Annotated in this window: 25 protein-coding genes; 11 read left to right on the top strand and 14 right to left on the bottom strand. The window is 70.4% G+C overall.

Annotation, left to right across the window (positions count from 1 at the left end; genetic code table 11):
* Positions 1 to 20: 20 nt before the first annotated feature.
* Entirely contained in the window at positions 21 to 857 is an 837-nt protein-coding gene (locus ABD785_RS09635) for a mycofactocin-coupled SDR family oxidoreductase (protein WP_344824926.1), read from the top strand.
* Between the two features lie 5 nt (positions 858 to 862).
* Complete coding sequence (locus ABD785_RS09630) at positions 863 to 1,975, top strand: XdhC family protein (protein WP_344824923.1); 1,113 nt, start codon at positions 863 to 865, stop codon at positions 1,973 to 1,975.
* A 73-nt stretch (positions 1,976 to 2,048) separates the two neighbouring features.
* On the opposite strand, the gene ABD785_RS09625 is transcribed toward ABD785_RS09630, so the two are convergent.
* On the bottom strand, positions 2,049 to 3,413 hold the full coding sequence (locus tag ABD785_RS09625; protein WP_344824921.1) for an ABC transporter substrate-binding protein: 1,365 nt from the start codon (positions 3,411 to 3,413) through the stop codon (positions 2,049 to 2,051).
* A gap of 190 nt (positions 3,414 to 3,603) precedes the next feature.
* Between ABD785_RS09625 and ABD785_RS09620 the strand changes: the two genes are divergently transcribed.
* The 4 genes from ABD785_RS09620 to pgfA all read left to right on the top strand — a co-directional run bounded on the left by ABD785_RS09620 (position 3,604) and on the right by pgfA (position 7,808).
* The gene (locus ABD785_RS09620) at positions 3,604 to 4,920 is read left to right on the top strand and encodes an acyl-CoA dehydrogenase family protein (protein WP_344824918.1); all 1,317 of its coding nucleotides are present in this window, start codon (positions 3,604 to 3,606) and stop codon (positions 4,918 to 4,920) included.
* Positions 4,920 to 5,957, top strand: coding sequence for a phosphotransferase family protein (locus ABD785_RS09615; protein WP_344824915.1), 1,038 nt, complete (start codon positions 4,920 to 4,922; stop codon positions 5,955 to 5,957). Before ABD785_RS09620 ends, ABD785_RS09615 begins: the two co-directional genes overlap by 1 nt.
* A 91-nt stretch (positions 5,958 to 6,048) precedes the next feature.
* Positions 6,049 to 6,699, top strand: a complete 651-nt coding sequence (locus ABD785_RS09610; protein WP_344824912.1) for a TetR family transcriptional regulator — start codon at positions 6,049 to 6,051, stop codon at positions 6,697 to 6,699.
* A gap of 122 nt (positions 6,700 to 6,821) precedes the next feature.
* Complete coding sequence (gene pgfA, locus ABD785_RS09605) at positions 6,822 to 7,808, top strand: cell envelope lipid trafficking protein PgfA (protein WP_344824909.1); 987 nt, start codon at positions 6,822 to 6,824, stop codon at positions 7,806 to 7,808.
* An 82-nt stretch (positions 7,809 to 7,890) separates the two neighbouring features.
* On the opposite strand, the gene ABD785_RS09600 is transcribed toward pgfA, so the two are convergent.
* From ABD785_RS09600 to ABD785_RS09555, 10 genes are all read right to left on the bottom strand, one after another.
* Positions 7,891 to 8,373 carry a hypothetical protein gene (locus ABD785_RS09600; RefSeq protein WP_344824906.1) on the bottom strand — a complete coding sequence of 161 codons (483 nt, stop codon included), beginning with the start codon at positions 8,371 to 8,373 and terminating at the stop codon, positions 7,891 to 7,893.
* Positions 8,370 to 8,984 carry a TetR/AcrR family transcriptional regulator gene (locus ABD785_RS09595; RefSeq protein ID WP_344824903.1) on the bottom strand — a complete coding sequence of 205 codons (615 nt, stop codon included), beginning with the start codon at positions 8,982 to 8,984 and terminating at the stop codon, positions 8,370 to 8,372. The genes ABD785_RS09600 and ABD785_RS09595 overlap by 4 nt, the downstream gene beginning before the upstream one ends.
* A 97-nt stretch (positions 8,985 to 9,081) precedes the next feature.
* Positions 9,082 to 10,248, bottom strand: coding sequence for an acyl-CoA dehydrogenase family protein (locus ABD785_RS09590; RefSeq protein WP_344824901.1), 1,167 nt, complete (start codon positions 10,246 to 10,248; stop codon positions 9,082 to 9,084).
* A gap of 7 nt (positions 10,249 to 10,255) precedes the next feature.
* Entirely contained in the window at positions 10,256 to 10,981 is a 726-nt protein-coding gene (locus tag ABD785_RS09585) for an enoyl-CoA hydratase-related protein (RefSeq protein ID WP_344824898.1), read from the bottom strand.
* Positions 10,978 to 12,276 carry an amidohydrolase family protein gene (locus ABD785_RS09580; RefSeq protein WP_344824895.1) on the bottom strand — a complete coding sequence of 433 codons (1,299 nt, stop codon included), beginning with the start codon at positions 12,274 to 12,276 and terminating at the stop codon, positions 10,978 to 10,980. The genes ABD785_RS09585 and ABD785_RS09580 overlap by 4 nt, the downstream gene beginning before the upstream one ends.
* A 13-nt stretch (positions 12,277 to 12,289) precedes the next feature.
* The gene (locus ABD785_RS09575) at positions 12,290 to 12,589 is read right to left on the bottom strand and encodes a hypothetical protein (RefSeq protein ID WP_344824892.1); all 300 of its coding nucleotides are present in this window, start codon (positions 12,587 to 12,589) and stop codon (positions 12,290 to 12,292) included.
* Positions 12,570 to 12,992 carry a hypothetical protein gene (locus ABD785_RS09570; protein ID WP_344824889.1) on the bottom strand — a complete coding sequence of 141 codons (423 nt, stop codon included), beginning with the start codon at positions 12,990 to 12,992 and terminating at the stop codon, positions 12,570 to 12,572. The genes ABD785_RS09575 and ABD785_RS09570 overlap by 20 nt, the downstream gene beginning before the upstream one ends.
* Positions 12,989 to 13,693 (bottom strand): ABC transporter ATP-binding protein, encoded by a 705-nt coding sequence (locus ABD785_RS09565; protein ID WP_344824886.1) that lies wholly within the window; start codon positions 13,691 to 13,693, stop codon positions 12,989 to 12,991. The genes ABD785_RS09570 and ABD785_RS09565 overlap by 4 nt, the downstream gene beginning before the upstream one ends.
* Positions 13,690 to 14,400, bottom strand: a complete 711-nt coding sequence (locus ABD785_RS09560) for an ABC transporter ATP-binding protein (RefSeq protein WP_344824884.1) — start codon at positions 14,398 to 14,400, stop codon at positions 13,690 to 13,692. Before ABD785_RS09560 ends, ABD785_RS09565 begins: the two co-directional genes overlap by 4 nt.
* Entirely contained in the window at positions 14,381 to 16,345 is a 1,965-nt protein-coding gene (locus ABD785_RS09555; protein WP_344824882.1) for a branched-chain amino acid ABC transporter permease, read from the bottom strand. Before ABD785_RS09555 ends, ABD785_RS09560 begins: the two co-directional genes overlap by 20 nt.
* A gap of 144 nt (positions 16,346 to 16,489) precedes the next feature.
* Here ABD785_RS09555 and ABD785_RS09550 point away from each other — a divergent pair, with 144 nt between their 5' ends.
* The 3 genes from ABD785_RS09550 to ABD785_RS09540 are packed head-to-tail and all read left to right on the top strand — an operon-like array spanning position 16,490 to position 18,617.
* Positions 16,490 to 17,014: a carboxymuconolactone decarboxylase family protein gene (locus ABD785_RS09550; RefSeq protein ID WP_344824880.1), complete on the top strand. Its 525-nt coding sequence runs from the start codon at positions 16,490 to 16,492 to the stop codon at positions 17,012 to 17,014.
* A gap of 12 nt (positions 17,015 to 17,026) precedes the next feature.
* Positions 17,027 to 18,310: an aromatic ring-hydroxylating oxygenase subunit alpha gene (locus tag ABD785_RS09545; RefSeq protein ID WP_344824878.1), complete on the top strand. Its 1,284-nt coding sequence runs from the start codon at positions 17,027 to 17,029 to the stop codon at positions 18,308 to 18,310.
* Complete coding sequence (locus tag ABD785_RS09540; RefSeq protein WP_344824875.1) at positions 18,294 to 18,617, top strand: hypothetical protein; 324 nt, start codon at positions 18,294 to 18,296, stop codon at positions 18,615 to 18,617. Before ABD785_RS09545 ends, ABD785_RS09540 begins: the two co-directional genes overlap by 17 nt.
* Before the next feature lie 94 nt (positions 18,618 to 18,711).
* On the opposite strand, the gene ABD785_RS09535 is transcribed toward ABD785_RS09540, so the two are convergent.
* From ABD785_RS09535 to ABD785_RS09525, 3 genes are read right to left on the bottom strand one after another with little or no spacing between them, the layout of a single operon-like run.
* Positions 18,712 to 19,887 (bottom strand): acyl-CoA dehydrogenase family protein, encoded by a 1,176-nt coding sequence (locus ABD785_RS09535; RefSeq protein ID WP_344824872.1) that lies wholly within the window; start codon positions 19,885 to 19,887, stop codon positions 18,712 to 18,714.
* Positions 19,871 to 20,872 (bottom strand): acyl-CoA dehydrogenase family protein, encoded by a 1,002-nt coding sequence (locus ABD785_RS09530; RefSeq protein WP_344824869.1) that lies wholly within the window; start codon positions 20,870 to 20,872, stop codon positions 19,871 to 19,873. Before ABD785_RS09530 ends, ABD785_RS09535 begins: the two co-directional genes overlap by 17 nt.
* Positions 20,869 to 22,044 (bottom strand): amidohydrolase family protein, encoded by a 1,176-nt coding sequence (locus tag ABD785_RS09525; RefSeq protein WP_344824865.1) that lies wholly within the window; start codon positions 22,042 to 22,044, stop codon positions 20,869 to 20,871. Before ABD785_RS09525 ends, ABD785_RS09530 begins: the two co-directional genes overlap by 4 nt.
* A 120-nt stretch (positions 22,045 to 22,164) precedes the next feature.
* Here ABD785_RS09525 and ABD785_RS09520 point away from each other — a divergent pair, with 120 nt between their 5' ends.
* Positions 22,165 to 22,968 carry a TauD/TfdA dioxygenase family protein gene (locus ABD785_RS09520; protein ID WP_344824863.1) on the top strand — a complete coding sequence of 268 codons (804 nt, stop codon included), beginning with the start codon at positions 22,165 to 22,167 and terminating at the stop codon, positions 22,966 to 22,968.
* The gene (locus tag ABD785_RS09515) at positions 22,965 to 23,675 is read left to right on the top strand and encodes an SDR family NAD(P)-dependent oxidoreductase (RefSeq protein ID WP_344824861.1); all 711 of its coding nucleotides are present in this window, start codon (positions 22,965 to 22,967) and stop codon (positions 23,673 to 23,675) included. Before ABD785_RS09520 ends, ABD785_RS09515 begins: the two co-directional genes overlap by 4 nt.
* The last annotated feature ends 48 nt before the right edge of the window (positions 23,676 to 23,723 follow it).

Raw genomic sequence — 23,723 nt, 5'->3', positions numbered from 1 at the left:
CCAGCGAGAAGGAGACGGACATGACCGGACGCGTAGAAGGAAAGGTCGCGTTCATCACCGGCGCGGCCCGCGGCCAGGGCCGCAGCCACGCCCTGCGGCTCGCCCAGGAGGGCGCCGACATCATCGCCATCGACCTGTGCGAGCAGGTGGAGGGCGTCCCCTTCGCCATGTCGACGCCCGAGGACCTGCAGGAGACCGCCGACCTGGTCACCAAGCTGGGCCGGAAGATCATCACCGCCAAGGCCGACGTCCGGGACTTCGACGCCGTCAAGGCGGTGGTCGACGAGGGCGTGGAGCAGTTCGGCAGGCTCGACATCATCGCCGCCAACGCCGGGATCGGCAGCGAGGGCAACTCGCTCGACAAGCTCGGCGAGAAGGCCTGGCGCGACATGATCGACATCAACATGACGGGCGTCTGGCTCAGCGCCAAGGCCGGCATCCCGCACATCATCGCGGGCGGCCGCGGCGGCTCCATCGTCCTCACCAGCTCGGTCGGCGGGCTGAAGGCCTACCCGAACGTCGGCCACTACGTCACCGCCAAGCACGGCGTGGTCGGCATCATGCGGACCCTGGCCGTCGAGCTGGGCCAGCACAACATCCGGGTGAACTCCGTCCACCCGACGCAGGTCAACACCCCGATGGTGATGAACGAGCAGACGTTCAAGATGTTCCGGCCCGACCTGGAGAACCCCACCAAGGACGACTTCGCGATGGCCTCCCAGTTCATCCACGTGCTCCAGACGCCGTGGGTCGAGCCGGAGGACATCAGCAACGCCGTCCTGTTCCTGTCCTCCGACGAGGGCCGCTACATCACCGGCGTGGCCCTGCCGATCGACGCCGGCGCCCTGCTCAAGTAGCGCCGATGCGCGAGGTCCTGGACGAGCTGTTCGCCTGGTGGGAGGCGGGGGAGACGGTCGGTGTCGGCACCGTCGTCGCCACCTGGAACTCCGCGCCCCGCGCTCCCGGCGCGGCGATGCTCGTCGGGCCCGGCGGCGAGGCCGTCGGCAGCGTTTCGGGCGGCTGCGTCGAGGGAGCGGTCTACGAGCGTGCCAGGGAGGGAGGCTCGCCCTCCCTGGCGCAGTACGGGGTCTCCGACGACGACGCCTTCGCCGTGGGCCTGACCTGCGGCGGCACCATCGAGGTGTTCGTCGAGCCGGTGGACCGGTCGACCTTTCCCGAGCTCGGCGCCGTCGTGCGCTCGGTCCGCGGCGGCGAGGCCGTCGCCACGGTCACCTGCGTGGGCCCGCCGGAATCCGCCCGGTTCGGCCGGCGGATCGTCGTGTGGGCGGACCGGACGTCCGGGACGCTCGGCTCGGTCCGCCTGGACGAGGCCGTCACCGGCGACGTCCGGGGCCTGCTCGCCCAGGGCAGCACCGCGACCCTGCACTACGGGCACGACGGCGAGCGCCTGGGCGACGAGCTCACCCTGTCCGTCATCTCCTACGCGCCACCGCCCCGGATGATCGTCTTCGGGGCGATCGACTTCGCGTCCGCGCTGGCCCGCACCGGGGCGTTCCTCGGTTTCGACGTGACGGTCTGCGACGCGCGCCCCGTCTTCGCCACCGAGCGGCGCTTCCCCGACGCCCATCGCGTCATCGCCGACTGGCCGCACCGCTACCTGGCGGGCGAGGTGGAGGCGGGCCGGATCGACGCCCGCACCGTCCTGTGCGTGCTCACCCACGACCCCAAGTTCGATCTGCCGCTGCTGGAGTCCGCCCTGCGGCTGGACGTGGCCTACGTGGGGGCGATGGGTTCGCGCCGCACGCACGCCGACCGGGTCGCCCGCCTCAGGGAGGCCGGGCTGGCCGAGGCCGAGCTGGCCCGCCTGCACTCCCCCATCGGTCTCGATCTGGGAGCCCGAACCCCCGAGGAGACGGCCATCAGCATCGCCGCGGAGATCGTCGCGTCCCGGTGGTCGGGCGGCGGCGCCCCGCTGCGGCTGCGCGCGGGACCCATCCACCACGACGCCGGGTGACGACCGACGTTCCAAAGGCCCGGTGGGCGGCGCTCTCCGCCGCCCACCGGGCTCCCTGCTCTCCTGCTCCTCGCTACTTCACGTCGGCGAGGGACTTTCCGACGTCCTTGAGGGTGACGGGCTTGGGGAAGGCGGGACCCTTCAGCTCCAGAGCCGGGGCGTCACACCGGAAGGCACCGCTGTCGGGCTTGAAGTCCGCGGGCTTCCAGCCGTCGGCCGTGGCCTGCTCGACATTGAAGCAGCGCGGGGCTCCGGGGGTCGTCAGGTCCGCCGGGGCCTGGAGGCCACCGCCCGTCCAGGACTTCTCGGCGCGGGCCGCGTCGTAGACGCACTTGCGGGTGAGGGCGTCGCCGCAGCTGCCGGCGGCCTTGGCGAACAGCAGCCACGAGGAGAAGGCGCCGATCGCGGGGAAGGTCGCCTTGCCCGAGAGGTTGGCCTTGTCGTACATCTCCTGGAGCTGCTTGATCGCCGGGTTGGTGGCGGAGCTCTCCAGCGGGGCGAAGCCCGACAGGTCGGCCACGTTGTTCTGGAACGAGGCGGCCTTGCCGAGGGCATTGATGAACTCGAAGCCGTAGGCGTTGCTGTTGGCGTCGATCCAGTCGAGCTTGTAGTTCAGGTCGGTCAGCTTCTGCTCCAGCTTGGCCAGGAGCGCCCACTGCCCGTAGAACTGCAGGCCCTTGACGCCCTTGTTCTTGATCGCCACCGCGTAGGGGGTCCAGTCCGCGACGCCCTGGATCGGGTACTTGTCATCGTAGATGATCGTTCCACCGCGGGCCGGAACGCCCTGCCGGGTGCGTTCACCGAGGACCTTGGTGATCGGGGAGTCGCCGTTCAGCACGCCGACGGCGCCCTTCGAGTCCGGGTAGGCCTCGAACAGGTACTTGTAGTAGCCCTGGTAGGGGTCGTACTTGGCGCTCTCGCCGCCGACGTAGACCTGGAGGTCCGAGCCGACGTTCTCGAGCTGCACGACCTGCGCGGGGAAGTCGGGGAGCAGGCAGTTGAGCCGGTCCTTGACGCCCATGCCGTCCAGCGCGGCGCTGCCGCCGGCGAGGACGAAGTCCTCCCGGCAGGCCTCGAGCACCCGCTGGCGGACCTCCATCAGCTTGGTGTCCCTGACCACGTAGGAGATCTTGCGGCCGTTGATGCCGCCCGCGGCGTTGCACCAGTCCGTGAAGACCTTCGCCGCGTTCACCAGCTCGGAGTTCTGGGTGAAGCCGCGGTCGGTGAGCACACCGATCTTGATCTCGCTCGCGGTGACGCCCTGGGCGGGAGTGCCGGTCGCCTGACCGGGCTTGCACACGCTCTTGAGGTCTCCGAAGTCGCCTGACGCGACGGTCGCGGCCGGTGGCGATTCCTCGCCGTCTCCGCTACGGCCGCTACAGGCGGTCAGTAGCAGGGCGACCGCCACAAGAGCGGCCGGGATTGCGCGTGGTTTCACGGGTTGTTCCTCCTCGATGAAGTCCCCGACCGGTGGCCTGAGAGGTCGAACACCCCTCTCGGTAGAAGGAAATTAGCTTCTCACTGATGAAGAATCAACCTAGCGATAGACGTTCTGAAAGTGCAGAATGGCGTTCTGTACCGTTCAACCGCTTCGGACGCGTCGATGACGCTCCAGCGAAGGGAAGATCATGTGGGACTTCAGTACCGATCCGGAGTACCAGGCGAAGCTCGACTGGGCCGCCCGGTTCGTCCGCGAAGAGGTCGAGCCGATCGACCTGCTCTTCCCGGGGTTCGCCGAACCGTACGACCGCGAGGGTGAGGCCTACCGTGAGCTCGTCCTGCCGCTCCAGGCCCGGGTCCGGGAGCAGGGGCTGTGGGCCGCGCACCTGCCGCCGTCGCTCGGCGGGATGGGCATGGGCCAGGTCGGGCTGGCGCTGCTGAACGAGATCCTCGGGCGCTCCCAGTGGGCTCCGATGGTCTTCGGCACCCAGGCCCCCGACTCCGGCAACGCCGAGATCCTCGCCCACCACGGCACCGAGGAGCAGCGCCACGAGTTCCTCGAACCGCTGCTGGGCGGGCGCATCGTCTCGACCTACGCGATGACCGAGCCGACCGGCGGCGCCGACCCCGGCGGCTTCACCTGCCGGGCCGTCCGCGACGGCGACGGCTGGGTGATCGACGGCGAGAAGTGGTTCGCCTCCAACTACCCGCACGCGGCGTTCGTCATCGCCATGGTGATCACCGATCCGGAGGTTCCGGTCCACCGCGGCTCGTCGATGTTCATCATCCCGGCCGGGACCCCCGGCATGGAGATGGTGCGCGGCACGGGCCTGGCCGGTGAGCCGGTCGGCGAGGGCGTCCACGGCTACCTGCGGTTCACCGGCTGCCGGGTCCCCGCGGAGAACCTGCTCGGCGAGCCCGGCACCGGCTTCGCGATCGCCCAGCAGCGGCTCGGCGGCGGGCGCCTGCACCACGCGATGCGCTCGGCCGGCCTGTGCCGCAGGGCGCTCGAGATGATGATCGAGAGGATCGCGAGCCGCACCACCAGGGGCGGACCGCTCGCCGACCAGCAGGCCGTCCGCCAGTCGCTGGCCGACGCCTGGATCAAGCTGGAGCAGTTCCGCCTCCAGGTCCTGCACGCCGCCTGGCAGGTCGACCGGGCGAAGGAGACCGGCGACCGCGACCACGCGCGGGCCGCCCGGCTGCACATCTCGGCCGTCAAGGCGGCCACGCCGGGCACGCTGATCGACGTCGTCTACAAGGCCATGCACCTGCACGGCGCCCTCGGCGTCTCCAACGAGCTGCCGCTGGCCCGCATGTGGCAGGCGGGCCCGACCCTGGGCATCGCCGACGGGCCGACCGAGGCGCACAAGGACGTCGTCGCCAAGCTCCTGCTGCGCGACGCCGTCCCCGCGCAGGACCGGCTGTTCGGTTCCGAGCACATCCCCACGCGGCAGATCGCCGCACGCCAGAAGTTCGCCGGACTCCTCAAGGAGATGCCCTGATGAGCAATGATGTCGATCTCGACCGTCTCAACGCCTGGCCCGGCCTGGCCGACGTCCCGGGCGACGGCCCCGTCGTCTCACTGGCCCGGCTGCGCGGCGGCGCGCAGAACCTGCTGTTCACCGCCGTCCGCGCCGACGGCTCCGAGGTGGTGCTGCGCCGTCCCGGCCGGCAGGCGGGCGAGGAGGCCGCCGCGCCGTTCAAGCGCGAGAGCCGGGTCCTGACCGCCCTCGCCGGGACCGCCGTCCCGCATCCCCGCCTGCACGCCTCCTGCGCCGACCCCTCCGTGATCGGCGCGCCGTTCTCGATCCTGGAGAAGATCGAGGGGTTCACCCCGCGCGGCGACCTGCCCGGCGAGTACGGGACCGACCCGGGGTGGCGGCGGGCGGTGATCCTCGACCTGGTCGAGGCCGCCGCGACGCTCGCCGCCGTCGATCCGGCGGCCGTCGGCCTGTCCGATCTCAGCAGGACCGAGGACTGGATCGGCCGCCAGACCCCCCGCTACCTGCGGATGCTCCACGGCTACCGGGAGACCGAGGGCTACCGGGAGGCCGAGCATCCCGCCGTCGACCGGATCGCCGGCTGGCTCCAGGACAACGCGCCGAAGTCCGCCGTCATCGGGATCGTCCACGGCGACCTGCAGTTCGCCAACGTCATGTTCGCCCACGACCGCCCGGCGCTGGCCGGGATCGTCGACTGGGAGATGGCCGCCCTCGGCGATCCGCTCCTCGACCTCGCCTGGATCCTCACCGCCTGGCGGGAGGAGGGCGACCCGCCCAGCAGCGGCCCCTACCTGAAGCCGTGGGACGGGGTGCCCGGCCGGGCCGAGCTCGTCGCCCACTACGCCGAGTGCACCGGCCGCGACGTCGCCGACTTCCCGTGGTTCCAGGTGCTGGCCTGCTTCCGGTTGGCCTCCCTGCTCGAGGGCGGATTCGCCCGCGCGCTCGGCGGCCGGATGGACCGCACGACCGGCGAGTCCCTGCACGCCTACGCCGGATGGCTCTGGGCCAAGGCCGAGCAGGAGATCTCCCCCGCCTGACCCGTCCTTCTCAGGACGGTGCCGCCGCCGGGCCCCGAAGGCCGGGGCCCGGCGGCGCGACCGACGACCGCCCGAACTTTAGGATGCCTCCATGTCCGCCGAGAACGCCGCCGAAAACGCCACGCTCGCCGAGCGCGCCGTCCGCCGCAGGGTCGCCGGGGTCGAGACGACCTCGCAGGCCGATGTCGCCGCCCTCATGGAGGCCGGGCTCACCCTCATGGTCGAGCACGAGGGGCGCAGGGCCCCGCGGGTGGCGGACATCGTGGCCGCCGCGGGGATGTCCAACGACTCCTTCTACCGCTACTTCGCGGGCAAGGACGCCCTGGTCGCGGCGATCGTCGAGCAGGGGGCCCGGAACTTCGCCGGCTACGTCCGGCACCGGGTCGAGGCGGAGCGGCTGCCCGAGCGGCGGATCCGCGCCGGGGTGCGGGCGGTCCTTCGGCAGGCGACCGACACCGCGTTCGCCGCCAGGACCAGGACGGTCCTGGCCAACGGGGCGAACCTGGCCCCCGAGAACACCCATGTCTCGGTGACGCTCGTCGACGCGCTCACCGACCTGTTCACCGGGCCCGCGGCCGAGCTGGGCGCGGCGGATCCCGCTCATGCCGCCAGGACCGTCGCCGGTGCCGCGCTCGCGGCCATGCAGTACCACCTGTTCAAGGGCGACGTCCCGGACGAGCGGGAGCTGGAGGCGCTGGTCGCCTTCCTGCTCGCCGGGGTCGCGGGGCCCGCCGGCCGTTGAGCGCCCCGATTGTGAGGGCAGACAAGCATCTTTGGCGGTAAGCCCGTATGCATCAAAAGAGAACGGCGTCACCATCTGCTGAGATAAATCGAGTCCGCTCCCGGTCCCCGGAGGTCCCCCGAATGCGCAGATCGATCGGCACCGTGATGCTGACCCTTGGCGTCTTCTGCCTGGCGATGGCAGCTCTGCTGCGGTTCTACGCCGCCCCGAAACTGGTCGTGGCGCCGACCGACGAGTTCGCCATCCTGAAGCTGAAGACCGACAGCGGCAGCTACCTCAGCGAGGGCAAGACCGTCCAGGCGCCGCTCGTCAGCACCACCACCCTGCGCGGTGACACGAAGGCGAGCAACGAGGAGACGGCCGTCTGGGACTACTTCAGTTCCCTGGAGGACGCCACCAGCGGCAAGAGCCTGTCGACCGGCTCGTGGCGGATGGCCTTCGACCGCGAGACCGCCCAGCTCTCGAACTGCTGCGGCGTCACGGTGGAGGACAACCCCGGCGTCAAGCAGTCCGGCATCGGGGTGCTCTTCCCCGTCGGCGGCATGGACAAGAAGACCTACCAGCGGTTCGACCTCGTGACCGGCCGCGCCTGGCCCGCCGTCTTCCAGGGCGAGGAGAAGGTCGGCGACATCGACGCCTACAAGTTCAGCGAGAAGATCGAGCCGACCTCGGTCTTCGAGCAGTTCGGGGTGACCGGAGGCGTCCTCGGGCTCGACCCGAAGAAGGCCTACGACATCGACAAGGTGTACGCCGCCGAGATCACCGTCTGGGTCGACCCGCGCACCGGCGTCGTCATCGACCAGCGCCAGCAGATCGACACCCGGGTGAAGTCCAAGGACGGCACCGTCGACCTGCCCGCCCTCGCCGCGGACCTGCGGATGGACGAGGCGACCCGCAAGCAGCAGGCCGAAACCTCGGGTGACGCCGCCACGAAGATCCAGGCGCTCCGGCTGACCGGGCCGATCGGCTCCCTGATCCTCGGGGTGCTGCTGCTCGTGGGCGGCGCCGCGGCGCTGCGCGACCGGGGCCGTCACCGCCAGGGCTCCTCCCCCGCCGTCGAGGCCCCCGCCCCCTCGGTGGCCGAGACGACGGTGACCGACAAGAGCTGAGCACAGACAAGAGCTGAGCACCGGCAAACGGCTGAGGGGCACGGAGAACGATCGTTCTCCGTGCCCCTCAGCCGTTTGCGCCTCACCCCGCGGGTGACGGATGGAGGGCGCCGGCGCGTCTGAAGGACTCGGTGGGAACCGCGTCCGACAGGGGCGCCGCCGCCGCGAGCAGGGCGTGCGTCTTGAAGGCGCGGGCAGCGGCGCTGAGCCGGTGCCGCTCGGTGTCCTCGCCGTCCATGCCGCACCAGTGCTCGGACCACAGGCGGCAGTCCGAGACCCCCCAGTCGAGGCCGTCGCGGACGAGGTCACGGACGCGCGGATCGGTGGCGTACAGCTCGGCCGAGACACCGAAGGCGTCGGGGCGCGGGCCGCGGACCGGCGCCGCCAGGGCGGACTCCAGGTCGAACGGGCGGGCGCCGAGGATGCGCAGCGGACGGGTGTCCGCCCGGACGTCGGTGAGCACCCGGACGTCCCATCCGGCGAGGGCGCGGTCGAACAGCCAGCCCCCCGCGTAGCGGACGACGTCGGCCGGATCGGTCGCGATGACGACGAGGCGGCGCCTCATGACATGTCCCTGGGCAGGGAAAGCTGCCTGGCGAGCGAGGCGGTGTATTCCCTGATCGCCTCGTCGAGCGGAATCGTGGGGTCGAGCAGCCATGATGTCTCTATTCCGTTGAAGAAGGCGATGATCTCCATGGCCTTGAGGGCCGGGTTCACATCGGGGTGGTAGATGCCTTCGTCCTGGCCGCGCCGGATCAGTTCGGCGACGAGTTCCACCGCCACGCGGTACCTGGCGAGGAACCGGTCGTGGAGCGGGGCCTCCGGATCGATGTTCTCCATCCGGAGGACCGCGAACATGCCGACGAGGTCAGGTGCCTCCCGGAACCGCTCGGCGACGGATTCGAGCTGCTCGATGAGGTTCCTGGAGGGATCCCACCGGGCGGTGTCGTACGCGTCGCGAGCGTCGAGGACGGCGTGGAGCAGCTGAGCCTTGGACTGGAAGTGATGGAGCAGTCCGGCGGTGCTCAGCCCGGTCTCCCGGGCGATCTGCCCGAGAGTCGTGGTGCGCCACCCGTGGCGCGCGAGATGACGTGCCGCGACAGCCAGGATGCGCTGCCTGCGGTCCTCGCCTTTGGCGTGGAGCGCCGCATAGGGGCGTTGATCCGATACCGGCACCCTTACCAGCTCCCTTCAACCAACCTACTGAATGTACATTAGGTTGGTTGGGCGCCAGTGACAAGGGTCACGCGCGACCCTTTTCAACGTCCGGGGCTCACCACCCCAGGCGACCCTTTCCCGAGACCAGAGAACGGGCGATGACCAGGCGCTGGACATCGTTGGTCCCCTCACCGATCGCCATCAGGGGGGCGTCCCGGTAGAGGCGTTCGACGACGAACTCGGCGGAGTAGCCGTAGCCGCCGTGGATCCGCATGGACTCCAGCGAGCACTTGATGGCCACCTCCGAGGCGTACATCTTGGCCATGCCGGCCTCCATGTCGACCCGGCCGCCGGTCCGCTGGGAGGTCGCGGCCGCCCAGTAGGTGAGCAGCCGCGCCGCCTGGATCTCCGTGGCCATGTCGGCCAGCTTCAGCTGGATCGCCTGGAAGTCGCTGATCGGCTTCCCGAACGCCTCGCGCTCGCGCGAGTACCCCAGCGCCGCGTCGTAGGCGGCCTGGGCGACGCCCACCGCCCGTGCGGCGATGTTGATCCGGCCGATCTCCAGCCCGCCGAGGATCTGCTGGAGCCCCCGGCCCTCCTCGCCGCCGAGCAGGTTCTCCACCGGCACCCGCACCTGGTCGAGGACCAGCTCACAGGTCTCCGGGCCCTTGTAACCCAGCTTCGGCAGATCCCTGGTCACCGAGAACCCCGGTGTGGAGGTGTCGACCAGGAGCACCGACATCGCCTCGTGGGCGCGGTCGGCCGTGCCGGTCTTGACCAGGACGGGCAGCAGCCCGGCGACCCTGGCGTTGGTGATCCAGGTCTTGGTGCCGTTCACCACGTAGTGGTCGCCCTCGCGGACGGCCGTCGTGATGATGCCCTGCAGGTCCGTGCCCGCCCCCGGCTCGGTCAGCCCGAGGCCCGACCGCAGCTCCCCGGTGGCCATCAGCGGCAGGAAACGGCGCTTCTGGTCCTCGGTCCCGCTGCGGCTGATGAGCCAGCAGGCCACGGAGTGCGGGCCGAACAGGCCCGCGGCGCCGAGCCAGGCCCGGGCGATCTCCTCGAACGCCAGGGCGTAGGAGACCCGGTCCGCGCCGAGCCCTCCGTACTCCTCGGGGACGTTCAGCCCGAACAGCCCCATCTCCTTGAAACGCTCCACGAACTCCGCCGGATAGCGCCCGGTCCGCTCCCATTCGGAGGCGACCGGCATGATCTCCTTGTCGGCGAAGTCGCGGAGCGTCTGCCGGAACAGCCGCTGCTCGTCGTTCAGCTCGAAGTCCATCTCAACCTCACGTTCCAGTCCAGGTCGGCGGCCGGCGCTCGGCGAACGCCCGGGCGCCCTCGCGGGCGTCGGCGCTGCCGAACACACTGGCCGCCTCGGCCCGGTCGGGCCAGCGGCTCTGCCGCATAAGCTTCTTGGTCATCGCAACGCCGAGCGGGCCGTTGGCGGCGATCCGCTCCGCGAGGGCCAGCGCTTCGGGCAGCACCTGATCGGCCGGGAGGACCCGGTTGACCAGGCCGATCTCATAGGCACGGGCCGCGGTGACCGGATCCCCGGTGAGCCCGAGCTCGAGGGCGACGGCCATCGGCACCCGCGCCGGGAGGACGGTGCCGCCGCCGCCCGCGAACAACCCGCGCTGGACCTCGGTCATGCCGAGCATCGCGTGGTCGGCGGCGACCACGAGGTCGCAGGCCATCATCAGCTCGAACCCGCCGGCCAGCGCGGAGCCGTTCAGCGCCGCGATGACGGGAGTCGAGACCCCCTTGTGGAAGAACCACACCAGTCCGGTGACCGAGTCGCCCTTCGCGAACGCCTTGAGGTCGAGGCCGGCGCAGAACACGGTCCCCGCCCCGGTCAGGACGATGGCCCGCACCTCGGGGTCGGCGTCGGCGGCCTTGAGGACCGCCGACAGCTCCTCCATCGTCGCGGCGTCGTAGGCGTTGCGCACGTGCGGCCGGTCGAGCGTCACGACCTGGACGGCGCCCTTCCGCTCGGTGCGGACGGATTCGCTCACTTGGCGGCGGCGGCCACGGCGGCCTGCGCACGGGAGTGGAAGGCCGCCAGCTTCTCCGACGGCTCGATGATCCGGTGGCTGCGGGACTGGGTCGACACGTCATGGTCGGCGGAGGAGGCCCGCAGCGCCCCGACGGTCGCCTGCTCCTTCGGGATGTGGGAGAACGGGTCGAAGGAGTACCAGCGCATCGCGTTCTCGTGCGTCATCTTGTTGATCTCGTCGTCCGGGACGTTCGCGGCGACCATGTCCTTCCACAGCTGCTCGGGAGCGTCCGGCCACATCGAGTCGCTGTGGGGGTAGTCGCACTCCCAGGCGATGTTGTCGATGCCGATCTCGTGGCGGAGCTTCACGCCCAGCGGGTCGCTGATGAAGCAGGTGAGGAAGTGCTCGCGGAAGATCTCCGAGGGCAGCTTGCCGCCGAAGTCCTGGAGCGTCCAGGTGGCGTGCATCTCGTAGGTCCGGTCGACGCGCTCGAGGAAGTAGGGGATCCAGCCCGTGCCGCCCTCCGACAGGGCGATCTTCATGGCCGGGAAGTCCTTGAGCACCCGGGACCAGAGCAGGTCGGCGGCGGCCGAGACGATGTTCATCGGCTGGAGGGTGATCATGACGTCGGGCGGGGAGTCGATCGCGGGGATCGACAGCCGGCCCGAGGAGCCGATGTGGACCGACATGACCGTGTCGGTGTCGACGAGCGCCTTCCAGAGCGGGTTCCAGTACTCATGGTGGAAGCTCGGGTAGCCCAGGACGGCGGGGTTCTCGGTGAACGTCAGGGAGTGGCAGCCCTTGTCGGCGACCCGGCGGACCTCGGCGGCGCACAGGTCGGCGTCCCAGATCGCGGGCAGCGCCATCGGGATGAAGCGGCCGGGGTGGGCGGCGCACCACTCGTCGATGTGCCAGTCGTTGTAGGCGCGCACGAGGGCGAGGGAGAAGTCGGAGTCCTCGGTGGCGAACAGCCGGGCCGAGAAGCCGGGGAAGGAGGGGAAGTTCATCGACCCGAGGATGCCGCCGGCGTTCATGTCCTTGACGCGCTCGTGCACGTCATAGCAGCCGGGCCGGATCTCGTCGAGGCCCTGCGGCTCCAGGCCGTACTCCTCCTTGGGCCGTCCGGCGACGGCGTTGAGCGCCGCGTTGGGGATGACGGTGTCGCGGAACTGCCACACGTCGGTGCCGTCCTCGCGGTGGACCAGGCGCGGCGCCTCGGCCCGGTACTTCTCGGGGAGGTGGTTGACGAACATGTCGGGCGGTTCGATGACGTGGTCGTCGACGCTGATGAGGATCATGTCTTCGGCGTTCACGGCGGTGTCCCTTTCAGTCGGACGCGGGGAGGGGCTTGGCGGACTTGAGTGTCATGGCCACGCCGTCGCAGCTCAGCTCGCCCGTCCCGGAGGAGGTGCAGAGGAGCTCGAGGGTCTCGTCGGCGTTGACGTAGCGCTTGCCCAGCAGGGTGGCGGGCGGATCGGCGGACTTCGCGGCGGGCCCGGGACCCGCCGGGACCATCGGGCTTCCGCCGCAAGCGATCACCGGTGCGGGGGCGGCGGGCGCCCGGACGACGACCACACGGGTCGTGCAGACCGCGCTTTCGAGCTGGTCACCGGGGTTCGGAGCCATGCTGGGCCTCCTTCTCGTGCAGGCGGTCGGCGAGCTGGGCCAGGTCGAAGGACTGGCGAGCCATCCAGAACCGGAGGAAATGGGTGAGCGAGTAGCGCAGGAACAGCGCCGACCCGACGACGCTGGAGGCGATGCCGCCGAGGCCGAGGGCGAGGGCGTCCCGCTGGACGAGGGCGTCGGTCGCGGTGTGCGCGGTGAGGTAGCCGACGATGCCCAGAACGATGCCGAGCGCCATGAGCACCCCGCCGAGCCTGGCCCAGAGCGCGGTCCGCCCGGCCGCGGGGTCGGGGATCTTCAGTTCGGCGAGCTCGCGTTCGAAGCGGGCCGCCCGCGGCTCGGACGGCACCGGTCCGGCGGGTCTGGGTCTCGGGTCGGGGGTGCGGATCTCGGGAGTGGAGGTCATGTGGAACTTCCCATGTAGAGGGTGGACAGCTCGGCACGGAGTCCGTCGTCGGGGTGGCCCCGGCGCTCGATCCGCCCGCGGACCAGAACGGCGGCCTGGTCGGCGATCCCCAGCACCGCGGCGGCGAACTGCTCGACGACGAGCACCGCGACGCCCTGCCGGGCGATCTCGGCGACCTCCTCGTACAGACGGCCGACGACGAGGGGCGCCAGGCCCATGGACAGCTCGTCGAGGAGCAGCACGGCCGGGTCGGTGGCCAGGCCCCGGGCGAGCGCCAGCATCTGCTGTTCGCCGCCCGACATGGTCCCGGCCGCCTGGGAGGCGCGCTTGGCGAGGATCGGGAAGCGGCTGAAGGCGATCTCCTCGATCTCCTCCCGGCCGCGCCCGGTGAAGGTCATCATCAGCAGGTTGTCGCGCACGGAGAGGTTGGGGAACACCCCGCGCCCCTCCGGAATCAGGCAGACCCCGGCCCTGGCCAGGTCGCGGGGGGCGGCACCGGTGACGTCGCGGCCGCCGAGCAGGAGCGTGCCGGAACTCGGCGGGTGCACCCCGGCGGCGGTCTTGAGGACGGTCGTCTTGCCCGCCCCGTTGGGGCCGAGCAGGGCGACCACCTGACCGGCGGCGACGGCCAGGTCGACGCCGTGCAGCACGGTGATCCGGCCGTAGGCCGCGCGGACGTCCCGCAGTTCGAGCAGGTTCACGTCTCTCCCAGGTAGGCCGACAGGACGGCCTGGTCGCGCTGGATCGCTTCCGGGGGGCCGCTGGCGATGATCCGGCCGAGGTCGAGGACATGGACGTCGTCGCAGACGCTCATGACCAGGCCCATGTCGTGCTCGACCAGGACGACCGCGGCCCCGTCCTCGGCGACGGAGCGGAGCAGGGCGGCGAACCGCTCGGTCTCCTCACCGTCCTGGCCCGCGGCGGGCTCGTCGAGCAGGAGGTACCGCGGCCGGACGGCGAGGGCCCTGCCGACCTCCACCAGGCGTCCGGCGCCGGTCGACAGGGCGTCGGCCGGCTGGTCGGCGAGGTGGGCCAGGCCGAGTCGTTCGACGATCTCGGCGACCATGTGACGCGCCCGCCGCCGTTCGGGTCCCATCTCGGCGGCGACGAGCAGGTTGTCGCGGACGCTGAGGCGGCCGAACAGCTCGAGGCGCTGGAAGGTCCGGGCGAGGCCGTGCCGGGCCCGGCGGCCGGGCGGCATCCGGGTCACGTCGCGTCCTCCGAGGGACACGCCGCCCGCGGAGGGGCGTCGCAGCCCGGAGATCACGTCGAAGAGGGTGGATTTTCCGGCGCCGTTGGGACCGATCAGGCCGGTCACCCGGCCGGGTTCGGCGCCGATCGACACGGCGTCGAGGGCGCGGTGGCCGCCGAACGCGACGGTCACCCCGTCAACCTGCAGCGATGCCACGAGACAGCTCCTCCTCGTCTTCCGCGCGCCACTGCCGGCGCAGGCCCCACCACTCGACGGGCACCTCGGCGGCCTTCTTGGGCGGCCTCGGCCCGAAGGGCTTCCTGATCTCGGCGATCGCGCCGTCGGGGGCGGCCCCGATGCCGAGTCCCGCGAGCGCCGGCAGCAGCGCCACGAAGTTCTGCAGCCCCGGGACCAGGGCGACGAGCCCGTTGACGGGCCCCACGAAGGCGAGCCCGGTGAACAGGCCGTTCCCGACCCTGCCCAGGCCGCCGACGACCGCGATCAGGAAGATCGGCAGCCCGGCGATGAAGCTGAACTGGTCGGCGGTGATGGACTGCTGCTGCATCCCGTACAGGGCGCCGCCGAGCCCCGCGATCCCCGCGGAGAGGGCGAACACCAGCACCCGGGCGATGAGCAGGTTCCCGCCGAGCGTCGCGTAGGCGGCCTCGCTGTCGCGCAGGGCGATCAGGCGCCGTCCGAGCCTGCCGCGGCGCAGCAGCGCGACGCCGAGCGAGGCCAGGGCGAGGCAGACGGCGGCGAACACCATCAGGCCCCGCTCGTTGTCCAGGGCGATCCCCGGCAGCTTCGGCGGCGCCATCGGGACGGAGCTCTGGTCGAACAGGGAGATCTTCACGCCCAGGATGTCGAAGGACGGCAGGGTGAAGATCCAGCGGTCGAGGACCACCGCGAAGGCCGCGGTGCCGAGGGCCAGGTAGATCCCCGACAGCCGGAGGGCGGGCAGCGCGACCAGCCCGCCGGCGAGCGCGGCGATGACCATCGCGGCGCCGAGCGCCCAGATCCCTCCCCCGGAGCCGAGGTGGCCCCAGACGACCGCGCCGATCCCGGCCATGCTCATCTGGCAGAGCGAGATCTGCCCCGCGTATCCGGCGAGCGGCACGAACGACAGCGCGATGACGCCCAGGGAGAAGATCGGCCCGTAGGTGATGACGTCGACGACGTCGAGCGCTCCGGCCAGGACCGCGGCCAGCGCGATGGTGGCCGCGCCGAAGATCAGCGTCCCACGCAGGGACGGCACGGGGACGGGCCTCAGGGCGGTGTCCCGGCCGCGCAGCCTCCCGTGCGGGAAGAGCAGGAGCGCGAGGAACAGCAGGAGCGCGGGCGCGGCCAGCCGCAGCCCGGGCAGGTAGTCGTTCTGCGGGAGGTAGCCGGTCAGGTAACTCTCCAGGCAGCCGACCACGACGGCCCCCGCGAACGTCAGCGGAAGGCTGCGCAGCCTTCCGAAGACCGCCGCGGTGTAGGCGCTGACGATCAGCAGCGCGAGCTGGGCCGCGTCGATCGCGACGGTCGGCGCGATGAGGATGCCGCCGATCGCGGCGAGCTGGGTGCCGAGCACCCAGGCGACCCGGTTGGCCCGGTCGGGGTCGGCCCCGGTGAGCCCGGCGAGCGCGCGGTCGTCCACCGCGGCGCGCATCTCCGCTCCGGTGCGGGTCCGGTAGAGCAGGAACCGCAGCCCGATGGCGACGGCGACCGCGACCAGCATGGCGGTGGCCTGGTGCCAGGTGATCGTGACCGGTCCGACCGTGAACGGCTCGCGCTCGGCGAAGAACGGGTCGAGCGGGCGCGCCTTGTTGGGATCCCAGATCCACCGGGCCGCGGCGATGAGGCCGCTCAGCAGGGCGACCGTGACCACGAGCCGTTCGGCGTCGCCGAGCTGGCGCACCGGCCGCATCACGAAGCGCTCGACGAAGAGCCCGAACGCCGGTGCGAGCACGAGCAGGACCACGACGAGGGCCACCGGGACCGGCCAGCCCCAGCCCGCGACGAGCTGCCAGTAGCAGAAGGCCGCCATCATCCCCGCCGCGCCGTGCGCGAAGTTGAACACGCCGGTCGTCGTGTAGGTCAGCACGAGACCGCTGCCGACGATCGCGTAGATCGCGGCCGTGCTCAGGCCGACGATCCCGAAGGTGAGGAGCTCATCCATCTACCGCCTCCTCTGTTCTCAGTAGGAGGAAACTAGCTTCTCACGTAACGAGAATCAACACCACGTTGACGGGACGGGCAAGCTCATGAAAACCTGTGGCTCATGAATGAGAATGACATTCTCACAATTGAGAAGGGGTAGCTCATGCGACTGCCGCCGCTTCCGGACGGCCAGTGGGACGACACGGTGCGCAAGGCCCTGTCCGTCATGTTGCCGACGGCCCGGCAGAACCCGGACCGCGCGGGCAACGCCATCGGCACCCTGGTGCGCCACCCCGACCTCACCGCGGCCTTCCTCACCTTCAACAGCCATCTGCTGCTGCGCTCCAGCCTGCCCCCGCGGCAGCGGGAGCTCGCCATCCTGCGGATCGCACGGCGCCGCGGATGCGCCTACGAGTGGGGGCACCACGTCCGGATCGCCGGGAAGGTGGGGCTGACGGAGGCCGAGATCGAGGACGCCGCCCAGGGCAAGGCCGCGGGCGAGCTCGACAGCGCGGTACTCAGGGCCGTCGACGAGCTGGACGAGGACTCCGACCTCTCCGACGCGACCTGGGCCGTGCTCTCGTCCCATCTGGAAGAGCGGCAGGTGATGGACCTCGTCTTCACCATCGGCGCCTACATCATGTGCGCGATGGCCTTCAACGCCTTCGGCATCGAGCTCGAACACTGAAAGGTGGCATCCGTGCCCAAGTTCACCAAACCAGCGGCGGGCAGCTGGACCGAGCAGTATCCGGAGCTCGGCACCGGCCCCGTCGACTACACCGACTCCATCGACCCGGCGTTCTACGAGGACGAGCGGGAGGCCATCTTCAAGCGCACCTGGCTGAACGTCGGCCGGGTGGAGCGCGTCCCGAAGACGGGGAACTACTTCACCAAGGAACTGGCCGCCGCCGGCACCTCGCTGATCATCGTCAAGGGCGGTGACGGCAAGATCCGGGCCTTCCACAACGTCTGCCGGCACCGGGGCAACAAGCTCGTCTGGAACGACTTCCCCGCGGAGGAGACGGCCGGCACCTGCCGCCAGTTCACCTGCAAGTACCACGCCTGGCGCTACGACCTCACCGGCCAGCTCACCTTCGTCCAGCAGGAGAAGGAGTTCTTCGGCATCGACAAGGCCGACTACGGGCTGAAGGAGGTGGCCTGTGAGGTCTGGGAGGGCTTCATCTTCATCAACCTGGACCCGCAGCAGACGCTGACGGAGTACCTGGGCGAGATGGCCAAGGGACTGGAGGGCTACCCCTTCCACGAGATGACCGAGGTCTACAGCTACAAGGCCGAGGTCGGCAGCAACTGGAAGCTGTTCATCGACGCGTTCGCCGAGTTCTACCACGCGCCGGTCCTGCACCAGAAGCAGGCCACCAAGGAGGAGGCCGACAAGCTCCTCGGCTACGGCTTCGAGGCGCTGCACTACGAGCTGTACAGCCCGCACTCGATGATCTCCTCATGGGGCGGGATGGCGCCGCCCAAGGACCCGAGCATGGTCAAGCCGATCGAGCGCGTCCTGCGCAGCGGCCTGTTCGGCCCCTGGGACCGGCCCGCGATCGACGGCCTCGAGCCGCTGCCCGCGGGCATCAACCCGGCCAAGCACCGCGCCTGGGGCACCGACTCCTTCGAGATCTTCCCCAACTTCACGCTGCTGATCTGGGCGCCGGGCTGGTACCTGACCTACCACTACTGGCCGACCGCGGTCGACGAGCACATCTTCGAGAGCAGCCTCTACTTCGTCCCACCGAAGAACGCCCGTGAGCGCCTGGCGCAGGAGCTCGCGGCCGTCACCTTCAAGGAGTACGCGCTCCAGGACGCCAACACCCTGGAGGCCACCCAGACGATGGTCGCCACCCGGACCGTCACCGAGTTCCCGCTCTGCGACCAGGAGCTCCTCCTGCGCCACCTGCACAAGGTCGTCGCCGACCACGTCACCGAGTACCGCGAAGGCAAGGAGTCCCACGATGCCGCTGCCCGATGAGTTCGCCGACCTGGAGAAGTTCCTGCCCTGGGCCCTCGCGACCGAGCCGGAGCGCTACGCCAGGCGCCTCGCCTCGACGATGGCCGAGATGCAGGAGTTCTACGACGCCGCCTTCCCCCGGCTCGAGGACGCGATCTCCCACTGCGACGAGCACGACTGGGACGACCTGCCCGACTCCGCCCGCACCCTCCTGCATCTCATGCAGTCGCTGGTGATGGTCTCCTTCCCGGTGGAGGTGTGGAAGCAGCCGCGCGTCCCCGACAGCGGCGCCGCCTACCTCGACGTGATCGTGGAGCCCGTCATCTGATCCGGCGGACACGCGAAGACCCGCACGACCTTCCGGTCGGCGGGTCTTCCTGTTTCTCCGTGCGCTGCTTCCCTGTACTCGGCTTCCTCCGTGCTCAGCCGCGGGGCAGGCCGAGGACGCGCTCGGCGATGATCGAGCGCTGGATCTCCGAGGTGCCGCCGGCGATGGTGCCGGCGAAGCTCCGCGCGTACCGTTCGAACCGGCCCGCGGAGAAGTCGTCCAGGTTCATGTGCGCGAACGGGGCCGTGGTGGCCGGATGCTCCAGCCCCTGCGGGCCCGAGGACTCCAGGGCCCGTTCCGCGGCGCCCTGGACGGCCTCGGAGCCGAGGAGTTTCAGCACCGAGAGGGCCGCGACGTCCTGCTCTCCCCTGGCGGCCCTGGCCAGGGCCGCCGAGCCGAGCAGCCGGAGCGCCTGGGCGTCCATGACGAGGGTGGCGTAGCGGTCGCGGTCGAGGGGCCCCTGCGGGTTCATGTCCCGCACGAGGTCCTCCAGCCGTTCGGCGAAGTTCAGCCAGAGCAGGGTGCGCTCGTGGCCGAGCGAGCCCGTGGCGACCCGCCAGCCGTCGTTCAGCGGACCGACCAGGTTCTCGGCCGGCACCTCGACGTCGCTGAAGAAGACCTCGTTGAAGTCGAGGTCCTCCGGGGAGACGATCGAGCCGAACGGCCGCCGGGTGACGCCCGGGGTGTCGGTGGGGATCAGAAGGACGCTGATGCCCTTGTGCTTGGGCGCGTCGGGATCGGTCCGCACGAACGTGAGCAGCACGTCCGCGTCATGCGCGCCCGAGGTCCACACCTTCTGGCCGTTCACCACGAACCGGTCGCCCTGGAGCGTCGCCCGGGTCTTCAGCGAGGCCAGGTCGGACCCCGCTCCCGGCTCGCTCATCCCCAGCGCGGCCGTGATCTCGGCCCGCAGGATCGGGGCCGCCCACTTCCGCTTCTGCTCCTCGGTGCCGAACGACAGCAGCGAGGCCGCGATGATCCCCAGGCCCTGCGGATTGAAGCTGTGGTAGATCCGCCGGCGCGCGAGCTCCTCCAGATGGACGTACTGCTGGAGGAGGCTCGCGTTCCGGCCGCCGAACTCCGGCGGGTTGCCCGGCAGCAGCCAGCCCTCGTCGAACAGCAGCCGCTGCCAGCGCCGCGCCCACTCCGGGACGTGCGCGCTGGACCGCGACCGCTCGGCCGCCTCCGCCTCGGCGGGCAGATGCTCGTGCAGGAACGCCACGAACTCCGCCCGGAACTTCTCGACGTCCTCGTCAAACGTCAAGCGCATGCTGGTACTCCTCGGCGATCAGGGCCCGGTGCTCGGCCGCGCCGCCGAGCAGCAGCTCGCCCGCCTTGGCCCGCTTGAGCGCGAACTGAAGGTCGTTCTCCCAGGTGAACCCCATCCCGCCGAACAGCTGGAGACCGTTGCGGAACACGACCGCCTGGCACTCCCCCGCCGCCGCCTTGGCCATCGAGGCGGCCTCGCGGCGGCGGGGGTCGTCGGCGGCGATCGTCAGGGCGGCGAAGTAGGCCAGGGCCCGGGCGCGCTCGATCGCGACGTGCATGTCGGCGGCCTTGTGCTTGACCGCCTGGAACGAGCCGATGAGGGCCCCGAACTGCTCGCGCGTCTTCACGTGCGCCAGGACCAGGTCCAGGACGCGCTGACAGGCGCCGACCATCGTCAGCGCCATGCCCGTGACGGCCCGGTCGCGGGCGCGGGCCACGTCGGCGTCGTGCCGCTCGTGGTCCCCGGCGCGCACCCCGCTGAGGGTGACCTCCGCGACGTGCAGCAGCGGGTCGAAGACCGGCACCCGCCGGATCTCCGCCTGCTCGGCGAGGATCACGAAGGTCCCCTCGCCGGTGACGACGGCCAGGTAGTCCACGCGGTCGGCGTCCAGGACGTGCCGGGCGGTGCCGTCGAGGATCCAGCCCTCACCGTCGCGGCGGGCGGTGATCCCCTCGAGGACGGCCGTCCCGGACCGGCCGTGCTGGGCGGCCCGGGGGGCGAGCGCCGCGAACTGCGACATGGTCGCCAGGTAGGGGGTCGGGTCCGTGGCCCGGCCCAGCTCCTCCAGGACGATCGCCAGTTCGACCGCGTCGGAGGGATCGGTGAGCTCTGTCCAGCCGAGCTTCACGTACGCCCGCCACGGCGGCCCGGGGTCGGCTCCGGCGTCGGAGACCGCCCGCACGAGGGAGGCGGGGCACTCCTTGGCCAGCACCTCCCGGACGGTCTCCTGCCACAGCCGCTGGTCGGAATCGAGCTCGAAGATCATTTGGCGATCAGCCGGGCCAGGTTGCCGCCCATGATCAGAGCCTTGTGCTCCTCGCTGAGGTTCTTGAGCTCGTCGACGTAGGTGATGGGGTCGGCCAGGCCCTCGGGGTGGGGGTAGTCGGAGCCGAACAGGACGCGCTCGACGCCGATGAGGTCGGCCAGCTCGCCCATGTCCTCCTCCCAGAACGGGCTGATGTGGATGTTGCGCTTGAAGACCTCGACCGGGTCCTCGAGGAACTGCTGCGGCATCTTCTTGTAGAGGTCCTTGAGGGTCTTGAGCAGGGGCTCGACCCAGGAGGAGCCGTTCTCGATGACCGCGATCTTCAGGTCGGGGAAGCGGGACAGGGCCCCGTGGCAGATCATCGCCGAGACCGAGTCCTCGATCGGGCGCCAGCTCGAGGTCATGCTGAACACGTCGGGCTGGAAGGGCAGGAACTCGCGCTTGCTCTCCCAGTCGTTGACGTAGTTGCTGTAGCCGCTGTCGGAGGAGTGCATGGCGACGAGGACTCCGTGCTCGACGACCCGGGCCCAGAACGGGTCGAACTCCGGCAGGCCGAAGGAGCGGCTGCCGTTGTAGCCGGGGACGGGCGCGGGCCGCACCAGGATCGCCCGGGCGCCGTTCTCCACGACCCAGTCGAGCTCCTCGATCGCCTTCTCGACGATCGGCAGGGTGATCACGGGAGTGGTGAAGATCCGGTCGGCGTAGTCGAACTGCCAGGTCTCCAGCAGCCACTGGTTGAGCGAGTGGATGACCACGTGGATGAGCTCGGGGTCGTCCTTCATCCGCTCCTCGATGAGGCTCGCGAGGGTCGGGAACATCAGGGTCTGGTGGATGCCCATCTCGTCCATGAGCTCCAGGCGCGGGCCCGGCTCGCGGAAGGCGGGGATGGAGCGCATCGGCTCGCCGAAGATCTGGCGCCGGTCCTTACCGTCGGGGTTGCCGACCCGGTAGTACTCCTCCATCGCGCCGGGCTTGGCGACCACCTCGAAGGTGGGGTTGGGGATGTACTCACTGATCTGCCCGCGGACGGCGATCTTCGTCCGGCCGTTGATCTGGACGTACTGGATCGCGTTCCGGTACTCGGCCGGCAGGAACTTGGTGAGCGCCTCCTCGGTCTCGTAGAGGTGGTTGTCGGCGTCGAAGAGGGGATACGACAGCTTGCGTGACGGCATGAGACGCTCCTTTGCTGATATAGAGAATCATATTCTCACCTCACGGAAGCCGCAACGGGCTCGTTTGCAAACCGAGGGTCCGAGAGTATGATTCTCATCAATGAAAGGGAGGTTCTCGCGATGGAGACCAAGGCGCTGAGTTCCAGCCTGGGCGTGGAGATAAGCGGGATCGACGACCTGTTGGACGACGTCGTGATCGCACGGTGCGTCGAGGCGTTGAAGTGGCGCGGCGTCCTGCTGCTGCGCGGCGCGGACCTCGACGATGAGACCCAGATCACGCTGAGCCGCAAGTTCGGCGATGTCGTCACGTTCGGCGGCAGGGAGATCTTCAAGGTGTCGCTCGACCCGTCGGTGAACCCGGCGGCCGAGTACCTCAAGGGCACTTTCAACTGGCACATCGACGGCACGACCGACCCGGTGCCGATCAAGGCGACGATGCTGAGCGCCCGCCAGGTGGCCATGGTGGGCGGTGGCACCGAGTTCGCCTCCACCTACGCGGCCTACGAGAACCTGCCGGACAAGGAGAAGGAGCGCATCGACAACCTGACCGTCGTGCACAGCCTCGAGGCGTCCCAGCGGGCACTCAACCCGAACCCGACCGACGAGCAGATCGCCCAGTGGCGGTCGGTCCCGAGCCAGGAGGTCCCGCTCGTCTGGCGGCGCCGCGACGGCCGGTGCTCGCTGGTCATCGGCACCACCGCCGACCACATCGTCGGCCTGTCCGCCGACGAGAGCCGCGCCCTCCTGGACGAGCTGCGCGACTGGTCGACCCAGGAGCGGTTCGTCTACACCCACGAGTGGCAGGTCGGCGACCTCGTCATGTGGGACAACACCGGCATGCTCCACCGGGCGCTGCCCTACGACGCCTCCTCGCGCCGGACCATGCACCGCACCACCATCTTCGGCGACGAGGCCTTCAAGTGACGGGCCGGACGGCCATCGTCACGGGCGGCGGCTCGGGCATCGGCCGGGCCATCGCCGAACGGCTCGCCGCGGACGGCCACAAGGTCGCGGTGTTCGATCTCCAGCCCTCGGAGATCCCGAACTCCCATGTCGTGGACGTCACCGACCGCGACCAGATCGACAAGGCGCTCTCGCTCGTCCGGGAGGACCTCGGCCCGGTCGGCGTCCTGGTCAACTGCGCCGGCCTGGACGGCACCAAGCGCTTCACCGATCTCAGCTTCGAGGCGTGGCGCCGGGTGATCGACGTCAACCTCCACGGCGTCTTCCACTGCGTCCAGGCGTCGCTGCCCGACATGATCGAGGCGGGCTGGGGGCGGATCATCAACATCTCCTCCTCCAGCACCCACTCCGGCCAGCCCTACATGGCCCACTACGTCTCGGCCAAGTCGGCCGTCAACGGCCTGACCAAGTCCCTCGCCCTGGAGTTCGGCCCGGCCGGGATCACCGTGAACGCGATCCCGCCGGGCTTCATCGACACCCCGATGCTGCGCCGCGCCGAGACCCGCAACCTGCTCGGCGGCACGGTCGAGGACCACATCCAGCGCACCCCGGTCCGCCGCGTCGGCAGGCCCGAGGACATCGCCGCCACCTGCTCGTTCCTCGCCTCCGAGGAGGCCGGCTACATCACCGGCCAGCTCATCGGCGTCAACGGCGGCCGCAACACCTGACGAACGCCTCGGCGGGCGGGAGGGACGATCCCCCTCCCGCCCGCCGAG

It is taken from the genome of Actinocorallia longicatena (genome assembly GCF_039534125.1).
In the GTDB taxonomy this organism is placed as follows: Bacteria; Actinomycetota; Actinomycetes; order Streptosporangiales; family Streptosporangiaceae; genus Actinocorallia; species Actinocorallia longicatena.
Note: the sequence above shows the minus strand (reverse complement) of the source record. Positions and strands in the feature narration are given on the sequence as shown.